Origin of the sequence: Paenibacillus litoralis, assembly GCF_046244365.1 — a bacterium.
Taxonomy (GTDB): domain Bacteria; phylum Bacillota; class Bacilli; order Paenibacillales; family NBRC-103111; genus Paenibacillus_V.
Map to the genome: position 1 here is coordinate 3,940,706 of NZ_CP176395.1, position 18,617 is coordinate 3,959,322.

The following is an 18,617-nucleotide window of genomic DNA, read 5'->3' on the forward strand; positions in this document are numbered from 1 at the left end:
GGCTTTCTTTTTGCCTGACGTTCGATTGGCGCCCTTCGTGCAATCAAAAAACTGTTTGTATCTGAAAAAAAATTGTGAGACAATAAAAGGTATAGTTGTTTTTCACATCTATTTAAAGAGGTGTCCTACATGCAGCCTAAACAGAACATTGTACATTTGCCGGTCTATCAGCCGGGCAAGCCGATTGAAGAAGTGAAACGCGAGCTTGGACTTACCGAAGTGACGAAGCTTGCTTCTAATGAAAACCCGTTCGGCTGCTCGCCGAAGGCGAAGCAGGCGATCGTCGACGAAGTCGAGCGCGTAAGCCTGTATCCCGACGGCGGAAGCGTCGATCTGGCGAAGGCCGTTGCCGAGTTTTATAGCGTCGAGCCGAACCAAATCATTTTCGGAGCCGGCTCGGACGAGATCATCCTGATGATCGCGCGCGCTTTCTTAGTGCCTGGCGACGAAACGGTTATGGCTTCGCATACCTTCCCGCAGTACAAGCATAATGCGGAAATCGAGAGCGCGAAAATCATCGAGGTGCCCTTGCAAGACGGTACGCACGATTTGCCTGCTCTGCTCGCCCGCGTTACGGATAAAACGAAAATCGTTTGGATTTGCAACCCGAACAATCCGACCGGTACGATCAACACGCATGCGGAAGTTAAAGATTTCCTGAACAGCATTTCGCCGAATGTACTAGTCATTCTTGACGAGGCTTATGCGGAATACATTACGACGGAGGATTATCCGGACGGGCTTCAACTGCTTAAAGAGCATAAGAACGTCGTTTTGCTGCGCACCTTCTCCAAAATTTACGGTCTCGCATCGCTGCGTATCGGCTATGGCATCGGGCATCCGGACGTCATCCATACGATCAATCAAGTTCGCGAGCCGTTCAATACTTCGCGCTTCGCCCAAGCGGCAGCGCTGGCGGCACTGGGCGACCAGTCGTTTATCGAGTTCTGCCGTACGGCGAACGCCGATGGCATCAAATATTTGTCCGGCGAGTTCGATCGCCTCGGGCTGAGCTATTTCCCGGCGAACGGCAACTTCATGATGGTCGATGTCAAACGTCCCGCAGCTTCAGCCTTTAACGCGCTGATGCGCAAAGGGATCATCGTAAGAGGCGGTCATGCACTCGACTTCCCGACCTCGATCCGCGTTACGGTGGGCAGCCGCGAGCAGAACGAGAAATTCATTGCCGCGCTTGAGCAAGTGCTGTCGGAAGTCGCCGTTACCGTTTAATGTTTCCAGCTTGCTGCACCCCAAGCTTGCAGACTCCTAGAATCAGCAGGCACCCCGCGAAGATTAACGCAACAGCGTAACTTTTGAACGGGCAACTTTAACAGAAAAAGGTTTTGATCTCATGACGAAAATCGCCATCATCGGCGTAGGTTTAATGGGCGGCTCGCTTGCATTATGCTGGAAAGGAAAGCCCGGACTGCATATTACGGGCTTTTCCTCCAATCCGGCCTCTGTCGATAAATATTTGAAGCGCAGCGTTGTCGATTCGGCCACGACTTCCTTGGAGGAAGCTGTGGCGGACGCGGATTTTATTTTTCTATGCGTACCGGTCGGTCTTATCTCGGATTATTTAAACAAGCTGCAGCAGGTTACGCTTAAGCCGGGCTGCATTATTACGGATGTCGGAAGCACGAAAGGGGCCGTTGCCGAATGCGCGGCTCGAATGAAGCTTCAGGGCGCCTATTTCATCGGCGGGCATCCGATGGCCGGCTCCGAACGTTCCGGGGTTGAAGCCGCTTCTTTATACTTGTACGAAAATGCCTTTTACGTGCTCACGCCTCCCGAAGGAACGCCGGAGGACGTCTACGGACGTTTAGTCGAGCTGCTCCAATGGACGCGGGCGCAGATCATACGGGTGGACGCCAAGCAGCATGACGATATCGTCGGCGCTATCAGTCATCTTCCCCATGTGATCGCTGTCGCGCTTGTCAATCAGATTGCGGGCTACAACGAGTCGAACGGGCTTTACCGCGCTTTGGCTGCGGGGGGCTTCCGCGATATTACTCGAATCGCCTCCGGCGATCCGGTTATGTGGCGTGACGTTTTTCAAAGCAACAAACCGGTAATGCTGAAGCTGCTTGACGATTGGAACAAGGAAGTCTCCCAGTTTCGCAGCATGATCGAAACGGATGACGGCGACGGCATTATGGATGCGTTCAAGCGGGCGGGCAAGTTCCGCAGCGAGCTTCCGGAACGCCGCAAAGGCGTCATTACGGCATTGTACGACCTATACGTCGACGTACCCGATCATCCGGGCATTATCGGATCGGTCGCCACCTTGCTCGGCAGTCACAGGATCAATTTAAGCAACATTCAGATAATCGAAAGCCGTGACGACGTCCCCGGCGTGCTTCGGCTGTCGTTCCGCAATGAAGAGGACTGGGAGCGCGCTTCCGAAGTGCTGAAACCGCATTACCCGGTGCACGTGTAGGAAGAGAGACTTATTTTTTATAAAATATGTTTCATACGATAAGCGCATAAAAGCGTTTATCCTTGCCGTCTAATAAGTATTCGGGAGCGCATTCCGTCAGGAATGCGCTCCCCCCATTAATGACGACTAATAATCATCGGTCGGAAAGAAACCGCTTGCACAAAACTGTTGACAAAATGTAAACGGATACATATAATAAGAACTACAGTATGGTTTCTCTCCACTCCTATCCGAATTTGCACTATGTGCGCCCACCGGGTTCCGGTGGTTTTTTTTTTGCTTTTTTTTATGTGTTCGGTATTTGGATTGTCATTATGACGATTCACTAGGCATGATGACCTAGTTTACATGCATTTGTCGAAATAAAGCAGGAATTTTACCGTTTTTAACGAATGTTGTAAATGGAACATTTTTCGAATGAGATACGTCTAATTAATTTGAAGAGAACCGCAACTTTTATCTCCCAGTCGGGTAAATAACGTACATACAAGATTCAGCGACGCTGGGAGAAGGGTGCTTTGCAAGGAGGATCGCTTGTAAATGACCGATTCCCAGTTAATTCGCGAGATTAAAGACGGCAATACGCAATTGTATGCGGAACTCGTTCGTCGTTACGAGCGCAAGATATACGCATTCATCTTCCATATGCTTAAAAGCGCACATATGGAGCTGTTGGTCGACGATTTGAGCCAGGAGACGTTCTATAAGGCGTATCGCAGCCTGCAGACGTTTCGTGAGATCGAGGCTTCGTTCTCCACTTGGCTGTATACGATAGCAAGGAATACGGTTCTTAGCGAGATGCGGAAGCAAAGGCACGTGAAAGTGTCACTCGATCAGAGCGGCCTTACGCCGCATGCTTCTTTCGAAGCTATGCCGGAACAAACCATCTTGCGCAACGAGAAGGTGGCTTTGGTTCGCGAAGCGATCAATAACTTGCCGGAGAAACAGCGGTCGGCGTTAATTTTACGGGAATACGAGCAGCTTGATTACCAGGAGATTGCAAACATACTGGGACAAACGGTCAGCGCCGTCAAGTCGCTGCTGTTTCGGGCGAGGGCCAGTGTGAAGGTACAGCTTGAGCCATACTTTGGAGAAGCGATTTACGAAGAGTATGAAGGGATGAGTCATCGATGAAATGCGAGGATATTCAGGAATTGTTCGGCGATTATTTTGATTTGCCCGAAACGGATCTTAAGCGGTTGTGCGTCGATGAGCATGTACGCCGCTGCAAGGTTTGCGCCGAACAGTTTGAGATTTGGGAGGAAAGCCTGCTGCTGATTCAAACGGCAGCTCGCGACATTCCTTCTTCCTCCAAGGAATCGTACCTGATTTCCAATCAGGTCATGGATCGCATCTACAAGGACGAGTCCTGGCGCATTCCGATCGCCGATCGCATATATGCCATTCCGTATCGCATTAGACGCAATTTGACGGCCGTCTTATCCTTCTGCTTGGCGCTATTTCTATTCAGCTTCATGTACACGTTTGCCGGGGGCGACTTGTTTCGGAAGGATGAAGCCCAGTCATCGTCATACGGCTTTCATCAAGCGGCTAAAGCCAGCGAAGAGCGGAATACGAGTATCAATGTAAGCAATATTCCGAAGTTTGCAATGGCAAGCACATCCGGTCGTGTCATCGAACCGATGAAGCTCGGACCGATTCATACGTATGCGGATTATTTACTTGCGATATCCATTCTAGGATTGATAAGTTCGCTCCTCATTATGAATTGGTTATCGCGTACGCGCAGTTGACGGCTATTTAAAATTGTTCGGCAGAGAAGCGTCCATTAACGGACGCTTTTTCTTTCGTAATCGGGCATCATTCCCTTAATTCAGCAAAGGGATGATTCCAGCTTGCGACGGCTGCGATTTGGGCGGAATGTAGCTGCACCCGGAATGATTTGGACGGAATTTTCCCATAATGGAAAATGAAAGGAACGGCAGCATAACGGGACGGAAGGCGGCCTGCTGCTTTGCTCTTTCATGATTTCTGACGAAAGGGAGGATAACGCGCCATGAACCTGGCAGATATGCTTTGTTACGCCGACATCCACGAATTAAGCCGGATTGCCCAAACCTATAAGTGCGAGTGCAACGGCCACTCCAAGAACGAGCTGATCCAAACGATCCTTTCCGCGATTAACCGCAGAGACATCTTCGAGAGACAAATGACGGAATTGACCGAGGAGGACGTCCGTTTTTTGAACTCTCTGTTGTTCGATTCCAGAAATTCGTTCAGTATGGAGGAGCTGCTGGCTCGCGCGAGCATGTCCAAATGGCAGCAAGAAGACGGGCAAAAAGCGAATTCCCGCGACATGATCGTCAAATTCAAACGAAACGGCTGGCTGTTCAACGGTTATTTGCAGCAAACCAAATCGTTATTTCAACTGCCGGACGATCTGAAACGGCGGTTTGACGACGTGTTGACCGTTCAATTTCGTAAATCGGTACAAGAGCTGGAAGAAGCGCCTGGCGTATACCGGGACGAGCAGCAGCTTCTGCTCGGGGACATTCTCCATTTTCTGCGGTATGTGCTGGAGCAGGATATTCCGCTTTCAACCGAAGGATTCATGTACAAAAGACATTTGCAGCAGATCATGGAACGGCTTTCGATTGCCGAAGAGCCGGTGGCAAAGACGGCATGGAGATTCGGTTACGGCCGCCGTTACCGGGAGTACCCGATCCGGCTTTCTTTTATTTACGATTATTGCTTTTACCACGGCTTGATTGCGGAAACGGGAGACTCGCTTACGATTACCGATTTGGGACGCTCCCGTTTGGCGACGGGACAGAAGGAACCGCTTACGGAGATTTACCGTTTTTGGCTGCGGCTATACAAAGGTCCCATATCGAACATTCGTTCGATCGTTTACTGGCTGGACAAGCTTGCAAGCCGCTGGGTGACGGTCGAATCGCTCGGCGGCGTGTTATACAAGCTCATTCGCCCTTACTACTACGACTCTTCCGAATCCATATTGGAGGCGCGTATTTTGCAAATGATGATGCATATCGGGTTGATCCGGATCGGGGAAGACGAAACGCACGGGAAGGTCGTGCAGGTAAGCAAGCTCGGAAGCAGCGTGATCGCCGGCTCTTATACGGAGGAAGAAGCGATTGACTTGAAGATTGACAAGTGGTGAGGGGATTGCTACAATCTCCTGCGGAGCCACCACTGGAGGAGAAGCGAATGATACATACGTACAAAGGAATACGACCGCAGCTGCACGAATCCGTATTCATTGCGGATGGAGCGAAGCTCATCGGAGACGTGACGCTCGGAGAGCAGGCTACGGTATGGTACAATGCGGTGCTGCGAGGAGACCTGGCACCTGTCCGGATCGGCGACAGGTCGAACATACAGGACGGCTGCATCGGTCATGTGAACACGGACCAGCCGCTGATCGTCGGCAATGACGTTTCCGTCGGTCACGGAGCAATCATTCACGGCTGCACGATCGGAGACGGGAGTCTTATCGGTATGGGGGCCATCCTGCTGAACGGCGCCGACATCGGCCAATCCGTACTGGTTGCGGCAGGATCGCTAGTGCCCGAGAACAAAAAGATTCCCGCGTTCACGCTGGTGATGGGATCGCCGGCCAGGGTCGTACGCGAGCTGACGGAAGCGGACTTGCAGCGGATGAAACGGACGTCCGCCAGCTACGTGCAAAAAGGAATCGAGTTCCGAGCGGAGAGGGGAGACCTGCCTTATGAAATTTAGCGATATCAAAAAAGACCAATGGGCCGACCTTCAGCCCTATTTAGACACTTGCCTGGTGCCTTTAACCGGCCTGACCGGGGGAGAGGAGCCATGGGAGGTTACGCAGGCGCTGGAACGGCTGGCGGACATTATGGAGCCGGTCGAGATCCCTTTTAAAGGGCGGGTCGTCACTTATCCTTCGCTTCATTATAATGGCCAGCCGGGTTCGTTCGTCGCCGGTGTCAACCATTTATGCGGTAAGCTTAGGGAAGGCGGTTTCGCTTACGTCATTCTCATTAGCGCGGACCCGGCCATATCGATCATGTCGTTCGAAGGCGCGGATTTGTTTCTTTCGGCGGAAGACGCAAGCGGCGGGAAGGCGCTTATCGGAGAGAAGCTGCAGGAGGTTTGGCGGCGGGAGAAGGAAAAGTTAACGAAAGACGCATGAATGTAACGCTTTTGGAAAAAGCTATAGCTATTGTTGACCTATAATTGATATGTGACAATTTCGTTAACGTTTGGGCGAACGCCGAGCAAACGGGTCGCCATTTATCTTCAGCCGTTCTTGACGCTTATAGGGACGTAAGCTATTATATTTATGTCCTAGTATGTTGTAAGGTTCTGTCGATTAGACATGATGATATGAATGGCAAAAGGGGGTAGAAGAGAACATGAGCGAGAGCAGAAAACACGCATCCCATGGATCGGAGAACATGCCGGTGGCAAAGCGGGAAATGTCGCGACGTCAATTTTTGTCGTACACGCTAGGCGGAACGGGAGGCTTCTTGGCTGCAGGCATGCTCGTACCGATGATTCGTTTTGCCGTCGATCCGGTGCTGCAACCGAAAAAGGAAGCGGACTGGGTTAAGGTTGTCGAAACGAGCAAGGTAACGGATTCGCCGCAAGCCTTTAAATTCCAAATCCATCAAGTTGACGGCTGGTATGAAAGCGATCCGGAGATCGAGGCTTTTATTTCGAAGGACAAGAGCGGCAACATTTTCGCATTGAATCCGACGTGTAAGCACCTTGGTTGTACGGTTGGCTGGAATAACAACGCCGATTACAAGGATCAGTTTTACTGTCCGTGTCACGGCGCGCATTACACGAAGGAAGGCAAGCAGCTTGCTGTTTCAACCGCGCCTTTGGACGAGTACAAAGTGAAGATCGAGAACGGCTTCGTATACTTGGGTCAACTCGGTCCGAACCAAATCGCAAATAAGTAAGGAGGCGTAACAGTTAAATGCTGAAAGGTCTTTATAATTGGGTAGACGAACGCCTTGACATTACGCCAATGTGGAGAGACGTTGCCGATCACGAAGTTCCTGAACACGTGAACCCGGCGCATCACTTTTCCGCATTCGTTTACTGTTTTGGGGGATTGACCTTCTTTATCACGGTCATTCAAATATTGTCCGGCATGTTTCTGACGATGTACTACACGCCCGATATCATTAACGCGTACAAGAGCGTCGACTTCCTGCAGCACAAGGTTGCATTCGGCGTCATCGTTCGCGGTATGCATCACTGGGGAGCGAGCCTTGTTATCGTCATGATGTTCCTACATACCCTTCGCGTATTCTTCACAGGCTCCTACAAAGCGCCGCGCGAAATGAACTGGGTTGTCGGGATGCTGATTTTCTTCGTCATGTTAGGTCTTGGTTTCACGGGATACTTGCTGCCTTGGGATAACAAAGCGTATTTCGCTACCCAAGTAGGTATTCAAATTGCCGCTTCGCCTCCGATTATCGGTGACTACATCAAGACGTTGCTGCAAGGGGGAGATATCGTAGGAGCGACAACCTTGACAAGATTTTTCGCGATTCACGTGTTCTTCTTGCCTGGAGCGCTGCTAGCTCTTCTTGCCGGTCACTTTATTATGATTCGGAAGCAAGGCATTTCCGGACCACTATAAGATCATAAGGAGGGGAAGAGCGTGGCTCACGGTCATAAAAGTGATGAAAAGATCGTTTACGTAGGCGATTCGCGTGTGCGTCAAAAATCGAACCGCCCGTTGCCGATCGATTACTCTGCATATCCGGGCAAATCCGAAGCATTCATCCCTAACTTCCTGCTCAAGGAATGGATGGTTGCGGCTGTTTGCTTGGTCGGTATTCTTGCGCTGACCATGTCCGAACCGGCACCGCTCGGTTATCCGGCTGATCCGACTACGCCAGGATATATTCCGATGCCGGACTGGTACTTCCTATTCTTGTACCAGCTTCTGAAATACCCGTACGCATCGGGCGATTACAAGCTGATCGGTGCGCTTGTCCTTCCCGGTCTTCTGTTCGGCGGCTTGCTGTTGGCGCCGTTCCTCGATTCGGGCAAGGAAAGAAGGTTTTACAGAAGACCGATCGCTTCAAGCTTGATGATTGTATCGCTTGTTGCGGTTACTTATCTGACCGTCTTCTCTTGGCACCACTACACCAAAGAGATGGAAGCTAAAGGCATGATTCCGGAGCATATCAAACGCGAGGAAGAAATGCACGAAGCGAAGAAGAGCGGCAAACCCGCGCCTTCGACGGATAAGAAAGCGGCGGCGGTCGCGGTCGTCGATCCGACTGACCCGGCAGCCGAAATCTACAAGAAATCGACTTGTATTTCTTGCCACGGCGACGGCCTGAAAGGGATGGCTGCGGCAAAAATTCCGGCACTTACCGGAGTCGGCGACAAGCATGACAAAGCCGGTATCGTCAAGATCATGAAAGAAGGCGTTGGCCAAATGCCTCCGGGCTTATGGGATGCCAATAAAGGCAAAGGCTTGACCGATGCCGATCTTGATAAATTGGCCGACTGGCTTGCCAAGCAGAAAAAAGCGCAATAATGCACCGAATGAAGCCTGACCCTCGAATGAGCGGTCAGGCTTTTCTAAATATTAGGAGCGTTAGCTGACGCTGTACGGGTATCACATTAATCGGACTAGTGGGGATAGCTTATGCCGACATCGCTTTCGCATTTTTGGAGCAGACCGTTTCTGACTTCGCGGTCGGTGCTTTGGACATTGTTTTTGGTTAATTTGGGTGGGACCTATTACGGCTACGTTTGGTATTGGGAGCAGCTTAAGCTGACTGTCGAAACGAAGCCTCTCTGGATGGTTATTTTAGTTCCCGACAGTCCGACGGGCAGTTTGTTTTTTACACTGGGACTGCTTTATTTACTGATCGACAGCTATCGTTCTCCCGTCATTGGCAAATCTTCTGCGCTGCGTTCCATGATCGAGACGGTGGGCGTCGTCTCTTCCTTTAAATACGGCATATGGGCGGTAGTCGTTATCGTTGCGGCTAACGCTCAAGGATCGCCGGGAGCATGGCAGGACTGGATGCTGTCCATTTCCCATCTCGGGATGGCTGCAGAAGCGCTGTTGTTCGCCCGCTTCTTCAACATTCGGCCGATCGGGCTGGCGGCTGCCGCTCTGTGGGTGTTTGCAAGCGACTTTGTCGATTACACCTATGATGTGTTCCCGGCGCTGCCGAAAGTGCTGTTGGACGACCTTCCTGTTATTCAATTGTTCACGATTTTGCTAAGCGCAATCAGTTTACTCGTATTCTACATGCTTTCGGCCAAAAGAACATAGCCGGATTCGCTCAATCCGCTTCGGATCGGCGGTCTAAAACCGGACATCCCCCCATATCTTATTGATGAGGAGGGGATGTCCATGTTCGTTAAGGGCTATCGGAAAGTATTCATCCTGCTTGTCCTATGCCTCCTGCTTGCCGTAATAGGGGGTTGTATCCGTCAAGAGCAAAAGCAAAAGCCGGCGCTGGCAGGAGCGGAGGATTATCGTAAGCTCGAACAGCTGAATCGAGCGGCGGATGACATATACAAGCAGGTTTCGGAAGGGAATATCGTCGGGGCTCTGGATAGAATGAATGAAATCAGCTTGCTCATTCCGACGATCCACTACGGCGGGGTTACGACGGTGGAAGGGATGAACGCATTGGCGCAGTCCGTCGTTCAAGCGAAGCGTTCGTTTAACAGCGTGTATGCATCGCAGCAGGAAACGTTGCTGGCAGCCGCCAAAATCAGGCTGGTAGCGGACGCGCTTACGCATCGTAACGAGCCGATGTGGCTTCAATATTATAAAGTGATGAAAGAGGATGTGCGCGCGCTCGAGCTTGCGGCCCAGCAGCAGAAGGCAGCCCAGCTTGTGCAGGCTGCCGCCAGGTATGAACAGCATTACTTGACGATCCGGCCCGCCTTGTTCATTAGCAAAGAGCCCTCGGATGTCGAAAAGCTCGATTCCCTGCTGTCGTTCATCAAGACGCAGGCTTCAGCGAAAACGATTCCTTACGGCAATATTACTTCCGTATCGTCCACCTTGCAGGATACGCTCGATCTTGTGTTCGGCAAACGGGAGGAGGATACCGCATATCTGCCTCTCGGCCAGAACGGCAATCCCGTCTGGTGGGCGGCACTGATGGCGCTCATCATCATCCCCGTCCTTATCTTCGCAGGGTGGCGCATGCATGCGGAGCGCAGTCTGATTAGGTTGGGACCGAACGAGAAGGAAAAGATGTAGGGATGTCGTCCTCTTTTTACCTGCCATCACAATGAAAAGAAGGGAGCCCCCAGCGAAGCGAGGGGTTCCCTTCTTTTTCATCCCTCCTTAAATCCTTCCCCTAGCACGTCATGCACATCGCTGATAATGATAAACGCCCGAGGATCCACCGATTTGATCAGCGTCTGCAGTTGGCGCAGCTCCGAGCGGGCGACGACGCAATAGATGACTTCCTTGCTGCTTTGCGAGTATGCGCCTTTTGCCTGCAGAAGGGTGACGCCGCGATCCATTTCCTTGGTGATCAGCTTGGCTATCTCGCCGCTTCGATCGGATACGACCGTAAATGCTTTAGCGGCATATGCGCCTTCCGTAATAAAGTCGATCATCTTGGAGGCTATAAACACTGCCACCATCGTGTATAAGATTTTCTCGCGCGGGATGTACAAGATCGAAACGCCGATGATGATCGCGTCCAGCGCCAAAATGACCTGTCCCATCGACCATCCTTTCCATTTGTTCGCAAGCCTCGCGATAATATCCGAGCCCCCCGTTGTGCCACCGTAACGAAACACGATCCCCAGCCCTGTGCCAAGGGTAACGCCGGCGTATAACGTAGCCAGAAAATAGTCCTGCTGTGTCGTAAAAGGTTGAATCCATCCCCGGTGAATCATGATTTCCATAACCCATAGGAAGAAGGATACGGAAACCGTTCCGAAAATCGAGTAGGCCATCGGTCCTTTCCCAAGCGCTTTCCAGCCGATTAGGAATAGCGGAACATTCAAGAGGAGCGTCGTATAAGATGGAGGGAGATCCAGCGAATAGTTAAGAAGCAGGGCGACTCCTGTCACGCCGCCCTCCATCAGCTCGTTCGATATGACGAAATAGTGGAGGCCGAAAGCGTAAATGGCGGTCCCGACAATGATCGGTAAGATCTGTTTCAGCAATAGCTTGTCCATAGCACGGAGCATGGTTGTTGAAGCCTCCTTGTCGAAAAAAAGGGAATATCTAGAAGATGGAGCGGCCGATAACGTACATTATACCCGTTTTTTTGCGAAAAGCATTTGTTTTCAACAAAGCTTTCGGTTAACATGGATGAAAGGGAACGTTTGTTCAATCATCACTAGCCGGGCCTGAAGGGTCTACGGTGCTACTGATCACATAGAAGGAAGGGGACCCGATGTCACAAAAATCATTGCAAGAGCTGCAGCAGGAAGTCGATCGGTACATATCGCAGTACAAGGAAGGGTATTTCAGTCCTCTATCCATGCTTGCCCGCATGTCGGAGGAAGTCGGCGAGCTCGCTCGCGAAGTGAATCACCGGTTCGGCGAAAAGCCGAAAAAGCATGATGAAGAGGATAATTCGATCGAGATGGAGCTAGGCGATATTTTATTCATTGTCATATGTTTCGCCAATTCTCTCGGTATCGATCTGACCGAATCGCATGACCGCGTTATGGAGAAGTTTCGTACCCGAGACGCGAACCGCTGGACTCCTGTCGATTCCGAACCGCAATAACGATCATATGCTGTACCATCACCTGATGCACGTAGGGGATCCGATGCGGACTCGTACGTGATGGGGGAACGGTTTTCCAGGAACGGAAGGCCGGTTTTCTAAAATGCTTTTTCATGCGAAAAGTATGGAGGGATGGACAGTGAGCGGTGAAACGTATATTCATGAAGCCTATGAAGCGATCCTCGTCAACGATTTCGAACGGGCGATTGCTTGCTTCGAACAAGCGATCCGGCTCAGTCCGGATAACGGAAGTTACTACTATAAGCTGTCAGTGACATATGCCAGAAGCAACCGGTTGAACAAAGCGTTTGAATTCGCTCAGCGCGCTTGCGCATTGGAGCCGGACAACGAAGTTTTCACCAGCCATTTGCGGCATATTCAAGCAAGACAGCTGATCGAGCAGGCGGAAAAATATTTGGATTTCGATTTCGAGCAGCTTTACATGGCCGTCGAGCTTCTGAAAGAAGCCGCGCGGCTGGACCCGCTTTCGTTCAACGCCTATTTGCTTCTTGGCGTCGCCTATGGCAGCCTGGGCGATTATGCGGAGGCGATACAAGCGGTCAAGGAAGCGCTTCGTCTGGAACCGGACAACGAAAGCGGCATAAGGCTGCTTTCCGAATACGAAAGGCAATTTATTGCCTACATGCGACTACGGCATACGAAGTAAGGAAAGGGTAAGGTGTCCATCCATGAGTCAAACGATAAAAGTAGCAGTAGCTGGAGCAAGCGGCCGTATGGGGCAAGAAGTAGTCAAAATGGTGTTGAACGATCCGGAGCTGAAGCTGGTCGCCGCTGTCGGCCGGGCTTCGGCCGGATTGGACGCCGGACGTCTTGTCGGTAAAGAAGAATGCGGCGTTCTGATTAGCAATGATTTGGAACTGACGCTGGCGGAAACGAAGCCGGACGTTATCGTGGATTTCACAACGCCGCAAACGGTTATGAGCAATGCGCTTACCGCAATCAAATGTAAGGTTCGTCCGGTAATCGGTACGACCGGCTTGTCTCCGGCACAAATTGAAGAGCTGGACAAGTTGTGCCGCGAACAGGAAATAGGCGGACTATTAGCGCCGAATTTTTCGATCGGGGCCATTCTGATGATGCAATTTGCAGCGCAAGCCGCTAAATATATGCCTCATGTAGAAATTATCGAATACCACGGCGATCAAAAGCTTGACGCTCCTTCCGGAACGTCGATTAAAACCGCCGAACTGATTTCCCAAAACCGTCAGGAGCTCCGGCAAGGAAATCCTAGCGAGGAAGAGACAATTGAAGGAAGCCGCGGCGGTTACTACAACGGATTCCGTATACATAGCGTACGGCTGCCGGGCGTATTCGCGCAGCAGGAAGTTATTTTCGGCGGCTTTGGGCAAACGCTCAAGATCCGCCATGATTCATACGATAGAGCCGGATATATGCCGGGCGTCAACATCGCGGTCAAAAAAGTGATGGACTGCTCCGGCCTCGTTTACGGCTTCGAAAACTTCATGGATTAAGCGGCCGATCGCAACCGAATTCGGTTTTTTCGGTTACGAATGGCATGCTTACCGGTAGTCACCTGAGAAAGGGAGTGCAGGCATGGGACTGAATATCGCTTTAATCGCACATGACCGTAAAAAAGACGAAATGGTCAATTTCGTCATCGCATATGAGCATGTCTTTGCAAGAGGACATTTTCTTTACGCAACAGGCACGACGGGAAAACGGATCATGGAGCAGACGCAACTGAACGTTCACCGCTTCATGTCCGGACCGCTTGGCGGCGACCAGCAGATCGGAGCGTTAGTCGCGCAGAACGAGATGGATTTGCTTATCTTCTTACGCGATCCGCTTATGGCGCAGCCGCACGAACCGGACATTATCGCCCTTCTCAGGCTTTGCGACGTGCAAGGGATTCCGGTTGCGACCAATATCGCTACGGCTGAAATCTTGGTGAAGGCGCTCGACCGGGGAGATTTTGCATGGCGCGAGCTCGTTCATAAATATAAGCCGGGTGAATTGGAATGACGCTAGATATTTTAGTATTCGGCGCACATCCGGACGATGCGGAAATCGGGATGGGCGCAACCATCGTCAAGCATACGAAAGCGGGCTACAAGGTCGGCATTTGCGATTTGACGTATGCGGAAATGTCGTCGAACGGGACGGTTGAAACCCGTAAGCGGGAGGCAGAAGACGCTTCCCGGATATTGGGGCTCGCCGCCCGAACGAACCTGGGGCTTCCGGACCGCGGACTTTTTGTTTGTGCGGAGCAGATCGAAGCCATTACGCTCGAGATTCGCAGATGGCGTCCGCGAATCGTATTTGCGCCGTATTGGGAGGATCGTCATCCCGATCACATCTTATGCAGCCAGCTTGTCCAGCAAGCGGTGTTCAACGCCAAGCTTCGGAAATATGCTTCGCATACGGAGCCGGTAACGGTTGAACAGACGCTATACTATTTCATAAACGATCTGCACGATGCGGATCTGTTGGTCGACGTCAGCGCAGTATATGAGCAGAAGCTGGAGTCGCTGCGCGCTTACCGTACGCAATTCGAGCCCGCGGGTCAAGGCAACGATTTTGTCTCGACGCCGCTCAACCAGGGCTATGTCGAGAGGGTCGAAGCGCGCGACCGTATGCTCGGCCAGAAGCAGCTCGTTCCCTATGCGGAAGGGTTCGTGACCAGGCTGCCCTATGTTGTCGACCTATTTTGACTTCGCACGGCATAAACATAAAAACAAAGTCATTTCGTGGGAGCAGGCAGGAGCCTCCGATTAATAGGGCCGGCGGTGTATCATGCGGAAATGCTGGCACCTATCGCAGGTTTTCCGGATGAGGCATCCATGCCTCGCTTCACGTTGTGGGGCTGAAGGGGGAAAGAGCGCTTTGAGCGATCGGTTGAAAATCGGCATTACTTGTTACCCGACACTAGGGGGTTCGGGCGTAGTTGCCACGGAGCTCGGCAAGCTGCTCGCCGAAAAAGGCCACGAGGTTCATTTTATTACGCACAGCATCCCGTTCCGTCTCGGCAAGTTCGATAAAAATATTTATTATCATGAAGTCGAGGTCAGCGATTATTACGTATTTCGCTATCCGCCCTATGATTTGTCCTTGGCCAGCAAGCTTGCTCAGGTCGCTCAGATGGAGGAGCTCGACTTGCTTCACGTACACTATGCGATCCCGCACGCGGTTTGCGCATTGCTGGCCAAGCAGATGGTCGGGGATCATTTGAAGGTCATGACGACGCTTCACGGAACGGACATTACGGTACTGGCGCAGGATCACTCGCTTAGCGATCTGATCCGATATGCGATCAACCGCAGCGATGCGGTGACAGCGGTATCGGACGATCTCATTCGCGAAACGAGAGAAACGCTTTCTATCGACAGACCGATCGACCTAGTCTATAACTTCGTCGATAAACGGGTCTATTATCCGCGGGAAGTGACGGAGCTCCGCAAAGAATTTGCGTCGCCCGACGAGAAAATACTGATTCATATTTCGAATTTCCGTCCGGTCAAACGGGTGATGGATGTCATCGATATTTTTGCCAAAGTCAATGAGAAGGTACCTTCCCGTCTCTTGTTCGTCGGGGAAGGGCCGGAGCTTTCCCGTATATGCAGCACGGTGAAAGAGCTAGGTCTGTCCGACCGGGTTACGTTCTGCGGCAAGCAGGACGACGTGGCCCAAATCATTTCGCTTGCCGACGCGATGCTGCTGCCTTCGGAGAAGGAGAGCTTCGGCTTGGTTGCTCTTGAGGCGATGGCGTGCGGAGTGCCTACGGTCGGATCGGAAGCCGGCGGCATACCTGAGCTGATTACGCACGGCGAAACCGGCTTCTTGGCTCCCATCGGCGACACGGATGCGATGGCCGGTTATGTCCTGCAGCTGCTCCAGGACGAAACGATGTATCAGCGCATGAAGCAGGCATGCTTGGATCGCGCCCGATATACGTTCTGCAACGACTTGATTACGATGCAGTACGAGAACATTTATTACCGGATTCTCGGCCGGGACATTCCGGAGCAGAACCGGACCTTCGATAAAATGATTTGTCAATAAAAAGGGAACGGTCTTCCATTTCTAAATTTATTAACGGCGTATCCGGGGTGAAAGCAGGAGGGCGGCAGCCATGGATCCACAAAAAGTTGCTTATGCGGTTATCGCCCGTCTCGAAGAGGAAGGCTATGAAGCTTACCTGGTTGGCGGCTGCGTCCGCGACATGCTGATGAACCGTCCTGTGAAGGATTATGACGTAGCCACCTCCGCACTTCCGGAGCAAGTAATCGCATCGTTTGCCCGCACGATCCCGACCGGTCTTAAGCACGGCACGATTACCGTCGTCATACAAGGCACGCCGGTGGAAGTGACGACGTTCCGGACGGAATCGAAGTATGAGGATCACCGCAGACCGGCATCCGTTACGTTCGTTCCGAATTTGCGCGAGGATTTGCAGCGCCGGGACTTCACGATTAACGCGATCGCCATGGATCGGAACGATCGTTTGATCGATCCGTTCGAAGGGCGGCAAGATATCGGGCGCAAGACAATACGCTGCGTCGGCGACGCATGGGAACGCTTTGAGGAAGATGCGCTTCGCATGCTGCGCTGTCTGCGTTTTGCATCCAATTACGGGTTCGCGATCGACGATGCGACTTGGCAAGCGCTGCTTGCGAAAGCCCCTCTGCTCAGGCATATCGCCATGGAACGCGTGGAAGCGGAGCTGACGAAAATGATTGCCGGAGCCGACCCGCTAAGGGCGGTCCGGCTTCTTCAGCGAAGCGGCTTGCTTCGGCATACGAAAGTTCCGCTCGGTCCACTTGCGGACTGGCTCGCGTCTCAAGTTAATGAAGCAGGCGGTATCCCGGATTCATCTGTCCCTGGGGCGCTCTGTTTGCTGCGCTGGACGGAGCTTTCGGGCGAGGTCATGCGCTGGTCTCTGCTATTCGCGGCTGCAGGAGTTAACCGGGATGACGCTGCTTATGCGATGAAAGGGCTCGTGTTCTCCCGCAGAAGATCCGATCGGATCATTAAGCTGCTGGAGCTGGATCAAGCGGTTGCTTTGATGGTATATGACCTCTACAACAAGGGGGCGGCGGAAGTCGACATGCATAGCGATCCGTTCAAAAGACTTGTTCTTCCTTTCGGGAAAGGCTGCGCTTCGGACTGGCTCAGACTGCAAACGCTGCTGCTTCCCGATCGCGACGAACGGCTTCGCGGACTTTACGAAGCGATTACGGATCATGGAGCCGGATGGCTGGAGGAAATGCCGATTTGGGAGCGGACGCAGCTGGCCGTAACCGGAGCGGAGGTTGCCGAAGCGTTCTCGCGCGAAGCGGGTCCATGGACGGCCAAGGTGCTGGACAGGCTACTGGCAGATACGGCGCTATGCAAGACGGCTAACGAGAAAAACAAGCTTTTGGAGCTGGCCGAACATTACGGTAAAGAGTTGGAGATGCGATGAACGAGCGGATAGTTCAGCTATTTAAACAAAGCAAGGGCGCTTTCCTGTCTGGCGAACAGCTCAGCAAGGAGCTGCAATGCAGCAGGACGGCCGTATGGAAGCATATACAAGCTCTCCGTAAGGAAGGCTTCGAATTCGAGGCCGTACCGAAGCTGGGTTACCGGTTATTGCAGGAGCCGGAGCGGATCGATCATGCTTCGCTACTGGCCGGTCTGAAGACGCGCGTATTGGGACAGTCGATCAAGCTGTTCGACGAGGTCGATTCCACGAATAATATCGCGCATGATCTCGTACAAAAGGGCGCGGGTGAAGGGACTCTCGTTATAGCGGAACAGCAGACCAAGGGCCGCGGCCGCATGGGGCGCGTTTGGCTGTCGCCGAAAGGCAAGGGCATATGGATGAGCATCGTGCTGAAGCCCGATATTCCTCTTCCGTTCACGCCTCAGCTTACGCTGCTTGTAGCCGTCGCGCTATGCAGAACGATACGGAAGCTGACGCCCGACGTTGGCATCAAGTGGCCGAACGATCTTCTGATCCGAGGCAAAAAAATAAGCGGTATCCTTCTAGAATCGAGCGCAGAGGATGAACGTCTCAATTATGTCATCGTCGGCGTCGGGATCAGCGCGAATCTGAAGGAAGAGGATTATCCGGACGAGCTGCGCGAGAAGGCGACTTCGCTGCTGCTGGAAACCGGGCAGCCGATCGACCGTGTAGCCATGGTCTGCGATTTTTTGCAGCAGTTGGAAGAGCTTTACGATTTATACCGTTCCCAAGGCTTTGCGCCGATTCGGCTGTTGTGGGAAGCGTTAACCGTGACGCTTCAGCGTAAGGTAACGATTCAAACCGCACAGGGACCGGAAGAAGGCACGGCCGAATCGATTGACGATATGGGTGCCCTTCTGGTGAGGACGCCTGACGGGCGAATGGTAAAGTTTTTTTCGGGGGATATCGGGCAACCTTGATGCAACAAGGGCGAAAAGAACATAAAATCGTGTAGTTTTAGCGCAAATTATGGTATACT

Annotated in this window: 21 protein-coding genes; 20 read left to right on the forward strand and 1 reads right to left on the reverse strand. The window is 52.1% G+C overall.

What is annotated here, in order from left to right:
* The first annotated feature begins 129 nt into the window (after window positions 1-129).
* From hisC to ACKGJP_RS16095, 12 genes are all read left to right on the forward strand, one after another.
* On the forward strand, window positions 130-1,230 hold the full coding sequence (gene hisC / locus ACKGJP_RS16040; protein WP_409346619.1) for a histidinol-phosphate transaminase: 1,101 nt from the start codon (window positions 130-132) through the stop codon (window positions 1,228-1,230).
* Window positions 1,231-1,351: 121 nt separating this feature from the next.
* Window positions 1,352-2,440, forward strand: a complete 1,089-nt coding sequence (locus ACKGJP_RS16045) for a prephenate dehydrogenase (protein WP_409346620.1) — start codon at window positions 1,352-1,354, stop codon at window positions 2,438-2,440.
* A gap of 540 nt (window positions 2,441-2,980) precedes the next feature.
* Entirely contained in the window at window positions 2,981-3,574 is a 594-nt protein-coding gene (locus ACKGJP_RS16050; RefSeq protein WP_409346621.1) for an RNA polymerase sigma factor, read from the forward strand.
* Window positions 3,571-4,194 carry an anti-sigma factor family protein gene (locus tag ACKGJP_RS16055; protein WP_409346622.1) on the forward strand — a complete coding sequence of 208 codons (624 nt, stop codon included), beginning with the start codon at window positions 3,571-3,573 and terminating at the stop codon, window positions 4,192-4,194. The genes ACKGJP_RS16050 and ACKGJP_RS16055 overlap by 4 nt, the downstream gene beginning before the upstream one ends.
* A 263-nt stretch (window positions 4,195-4,457) precedes the next feature.
* Entirely contained in the window at window positions 4,458-5,582 is a 1,125-nt protein-coding gene (locus tag ACKGJP_RS16060) for a hypothetical protein (RefSeq protein WP_409346623.1), read from the forward strand.
* Window positions 5,583-5,629: 47 nt separating this feature from the next.
* Complete coding sequence (locus ACKGJP_RS16065) at window positions 5,630-6,160, forward strand: gamma carbonic anhydrase family protein (protein ID WP_409346624.1); 531 nt, start codon at window positions 5,630-5,632, stop codon at window positions 6,158-6,160.
* Window positions 6,150-6,587: a DUF2487 family protein gene (locus ACKGJP_RS16070; protein ID WP_409346625.1), complete on the forward strand. Its 438-nt coding sequence runs from the start codon at window positions 6,150-6,152 to the stop codon at window positions 6,585-6,587. The genes ACKGJP_RS16065 and ACKGJP_RS16070 overlap by 11 nt, the downstream gene beginning before the upstream one ends.
* 223 nt (window positions 6,588-6,810) lie before the next feature.
* Window positions 6,811-7,362 carry a ubiquinol-cytochrome c reductase iron-sulfur subunit gene (locus ACKGJP_RS16075; RefSeq protein ID WP_409346626.1) on the forward strand — a complete coding sequence of 184 codons (552 nt, stop codon included), beginning with the start codon at window positions 6,811-6,813 and terminating at the stop codon, window positions 7,360-7,362.
* Between the two features lie 17 nt (window positions 7,363-7,379).
* Window positions 7,380-8,051, forward strand: coding sequence for a menaquinol-cytochrome c reductase cytochrome b subunit (gene qcrB / locus ACKGJP_RS16080; RefSeq protein ID WP_409346627.1), 672 nt, complete (start codon window positions 7,380-7,382; stop codon window positions 8,049-8,051).
* A gap of 21 nt (window positions 8,052-8,072) precedes the next feature.
* Entirely contained in the window at window positions 8,073-8,963 is an 891-nt protein-coding gene (locus tag ACKGJP_RS16085; protein WP_409346628.1) for a c-type cytochrome, read from the forward strand.
* Between the two features lie 111 nt (window positions 8,964-9,074).
* A complete protein-coding gene (locus ACKGJP_RS16090) occupies window positions 9,075-9,713 on the forward strand; it encodes a DUF1405 domain-containing protein (protein WP_409346629.1) in 639 nt (212 codons plus the stop codon).
* Between the two features lie 81 nt (window positions 9,714-9,794).
* Window positions 9,795-10,658, forward strand: a complete 864-nt coding sequence (locus ACKGJP_RS16095) for a sporulation protein YpjB (RefSeq protein WP_409346630.1) — start codon at window positions 9,795-9,797, stop codon at window positions 10,656-10,658.
* Between the two features lie 77 nt (window positions 10,659-10,735).
* On the opposite strand, the gene ACKGJP_RS16100 is transcribed toward ACKGJP_RS16095, so the two are convergent.
* A complete protein-coding gene (locus ACKGJP_RS16100) occupies window positions 10,736-11,605 on the reverse strand; it encodes a YitT family protein (RefSeq protein ID WP_409346631.1) in 870 nt (289 codons plus the stop codon).
* A gap of 209 nt (window positions 11,606-11,814) precedes the next feature.
* Here ACKGJP_RS16100 and ACKGJP_RS16105 point away from each other — a divergent pair, with 209 nt between their 5' ends.
* The 8 genes from ACKGJP_RS16105 (at window position 11,815) to ACKGJP_RS16140 (ending at window position 18,558) form a co-directional block, all read left to right on the forward strand.
* Window positions 11,815-12,153 carry a nucleotide pyrophosphohydrolase gene (locus ACKGJP_RS16105; RefSeq protein ID WP_409346632.1) on the forward strand — a complete coding sequence of 113 codons (339 nt, stop codon included), beginning with the start codon at window positions 11,815-11,817 and terminating at the stop codon, window positions 12,151-12,153.
* Window positions 12,154-12,292: 139 nt separating this feature from the next.
* A complete protein-coding gene (locus ACKGJP_RS16110; protein ID WP_409346633.1) occupies window positions 12,293-12,820 on the forward strand; it encodes a tetratricopeptide repeat protein in 528 nt (175 codons plus the stop codon).
* Window positions 12,821-12,842: 22 nt separating this feature from the next.
* On the forward strand, window positions 12,843-13,646 hold the full coding sequence (dapB, locus tag ACKGJP_RS16115) for a 4-hydroxy-tetrahydrodipicolinate reductase (RefSeq protein WP_409346634.1): 804 nt from the start codon (window positions 12,843-12,845) through the stop codon (window positions 13,644-13,646).
* 82 nt (window positions 13,647-13,728) lie between these two features.
* Window positions 13,729-14,157, forward strand: coding sequence for a methylglyoxal synthase (locus tag ACKGJP_RS16120; RefSeq protein ID WP_409346635.1), 429 nt, complete (start codon window positions 13,729-13,731; stop codon window positions 14,155-14,157).
* Complete coding sequence (bshB1, locus tag ACKGJP_RS16125; RefSeq protein WP_409346636.1) at window positions 14,154-14,846, forward strand: bacillithiol biosynthesis deacetylase BshB1; 693 nt, start codon at window positions 14,154-14,156, stop codon at window positions 14,844-14,846. The genes ACKGJP_RS16120 and bshB1 overlap by 4 nt, the downstream gene beginning before the upstream one ends.
* Window positions 14,847-15,018: 172 nt before the next feature.
* Complete coding sequence (gene bshA / locus ACKGJP_RS16130) at window positions 15,019-16,194, forward strand: N-acetyl-alpha-D-glucosaminyl L-malate synthase BshA (protein WP_409346637.1); 1,176 nt, start codon at window positions 15,019-15,021, stop codon at window positions 16,192-16,194.
* Window positions 16,195-16,264: 70 nt separating this feature from the next.
* On the forward strand, window positions 16,265-17,596 hold the full coding sequence (locus tag ACKGJP_RS16135; protein WP_409346638.1) for a CCA tRNA nucleotidyltransferase: 1,332 nt from the start codon (window positions 16,265-16,267) through the stop codon (window positions 17,594-17,596).
* Window positions 17,593-18,558: a biotin--[acetyl-CoA-carboxylase] ligase gene (locus ACKGJP_RS16140; RefSeq protein ID WP_409346639.1), complete on the forward strand. Its 966-nt coding sequence runs from the start codon at window positions 17,593-17,595 to the stop codon at window positions 18,556-18,558. The genes ACKGJP_RS16135 and ACKGJP_RS16140 overlap by 4 nt, the downstream gene beginning before the upstream one ends.
* Window positions 18,559-18,617: the final 59 nt, after the last annotated feature.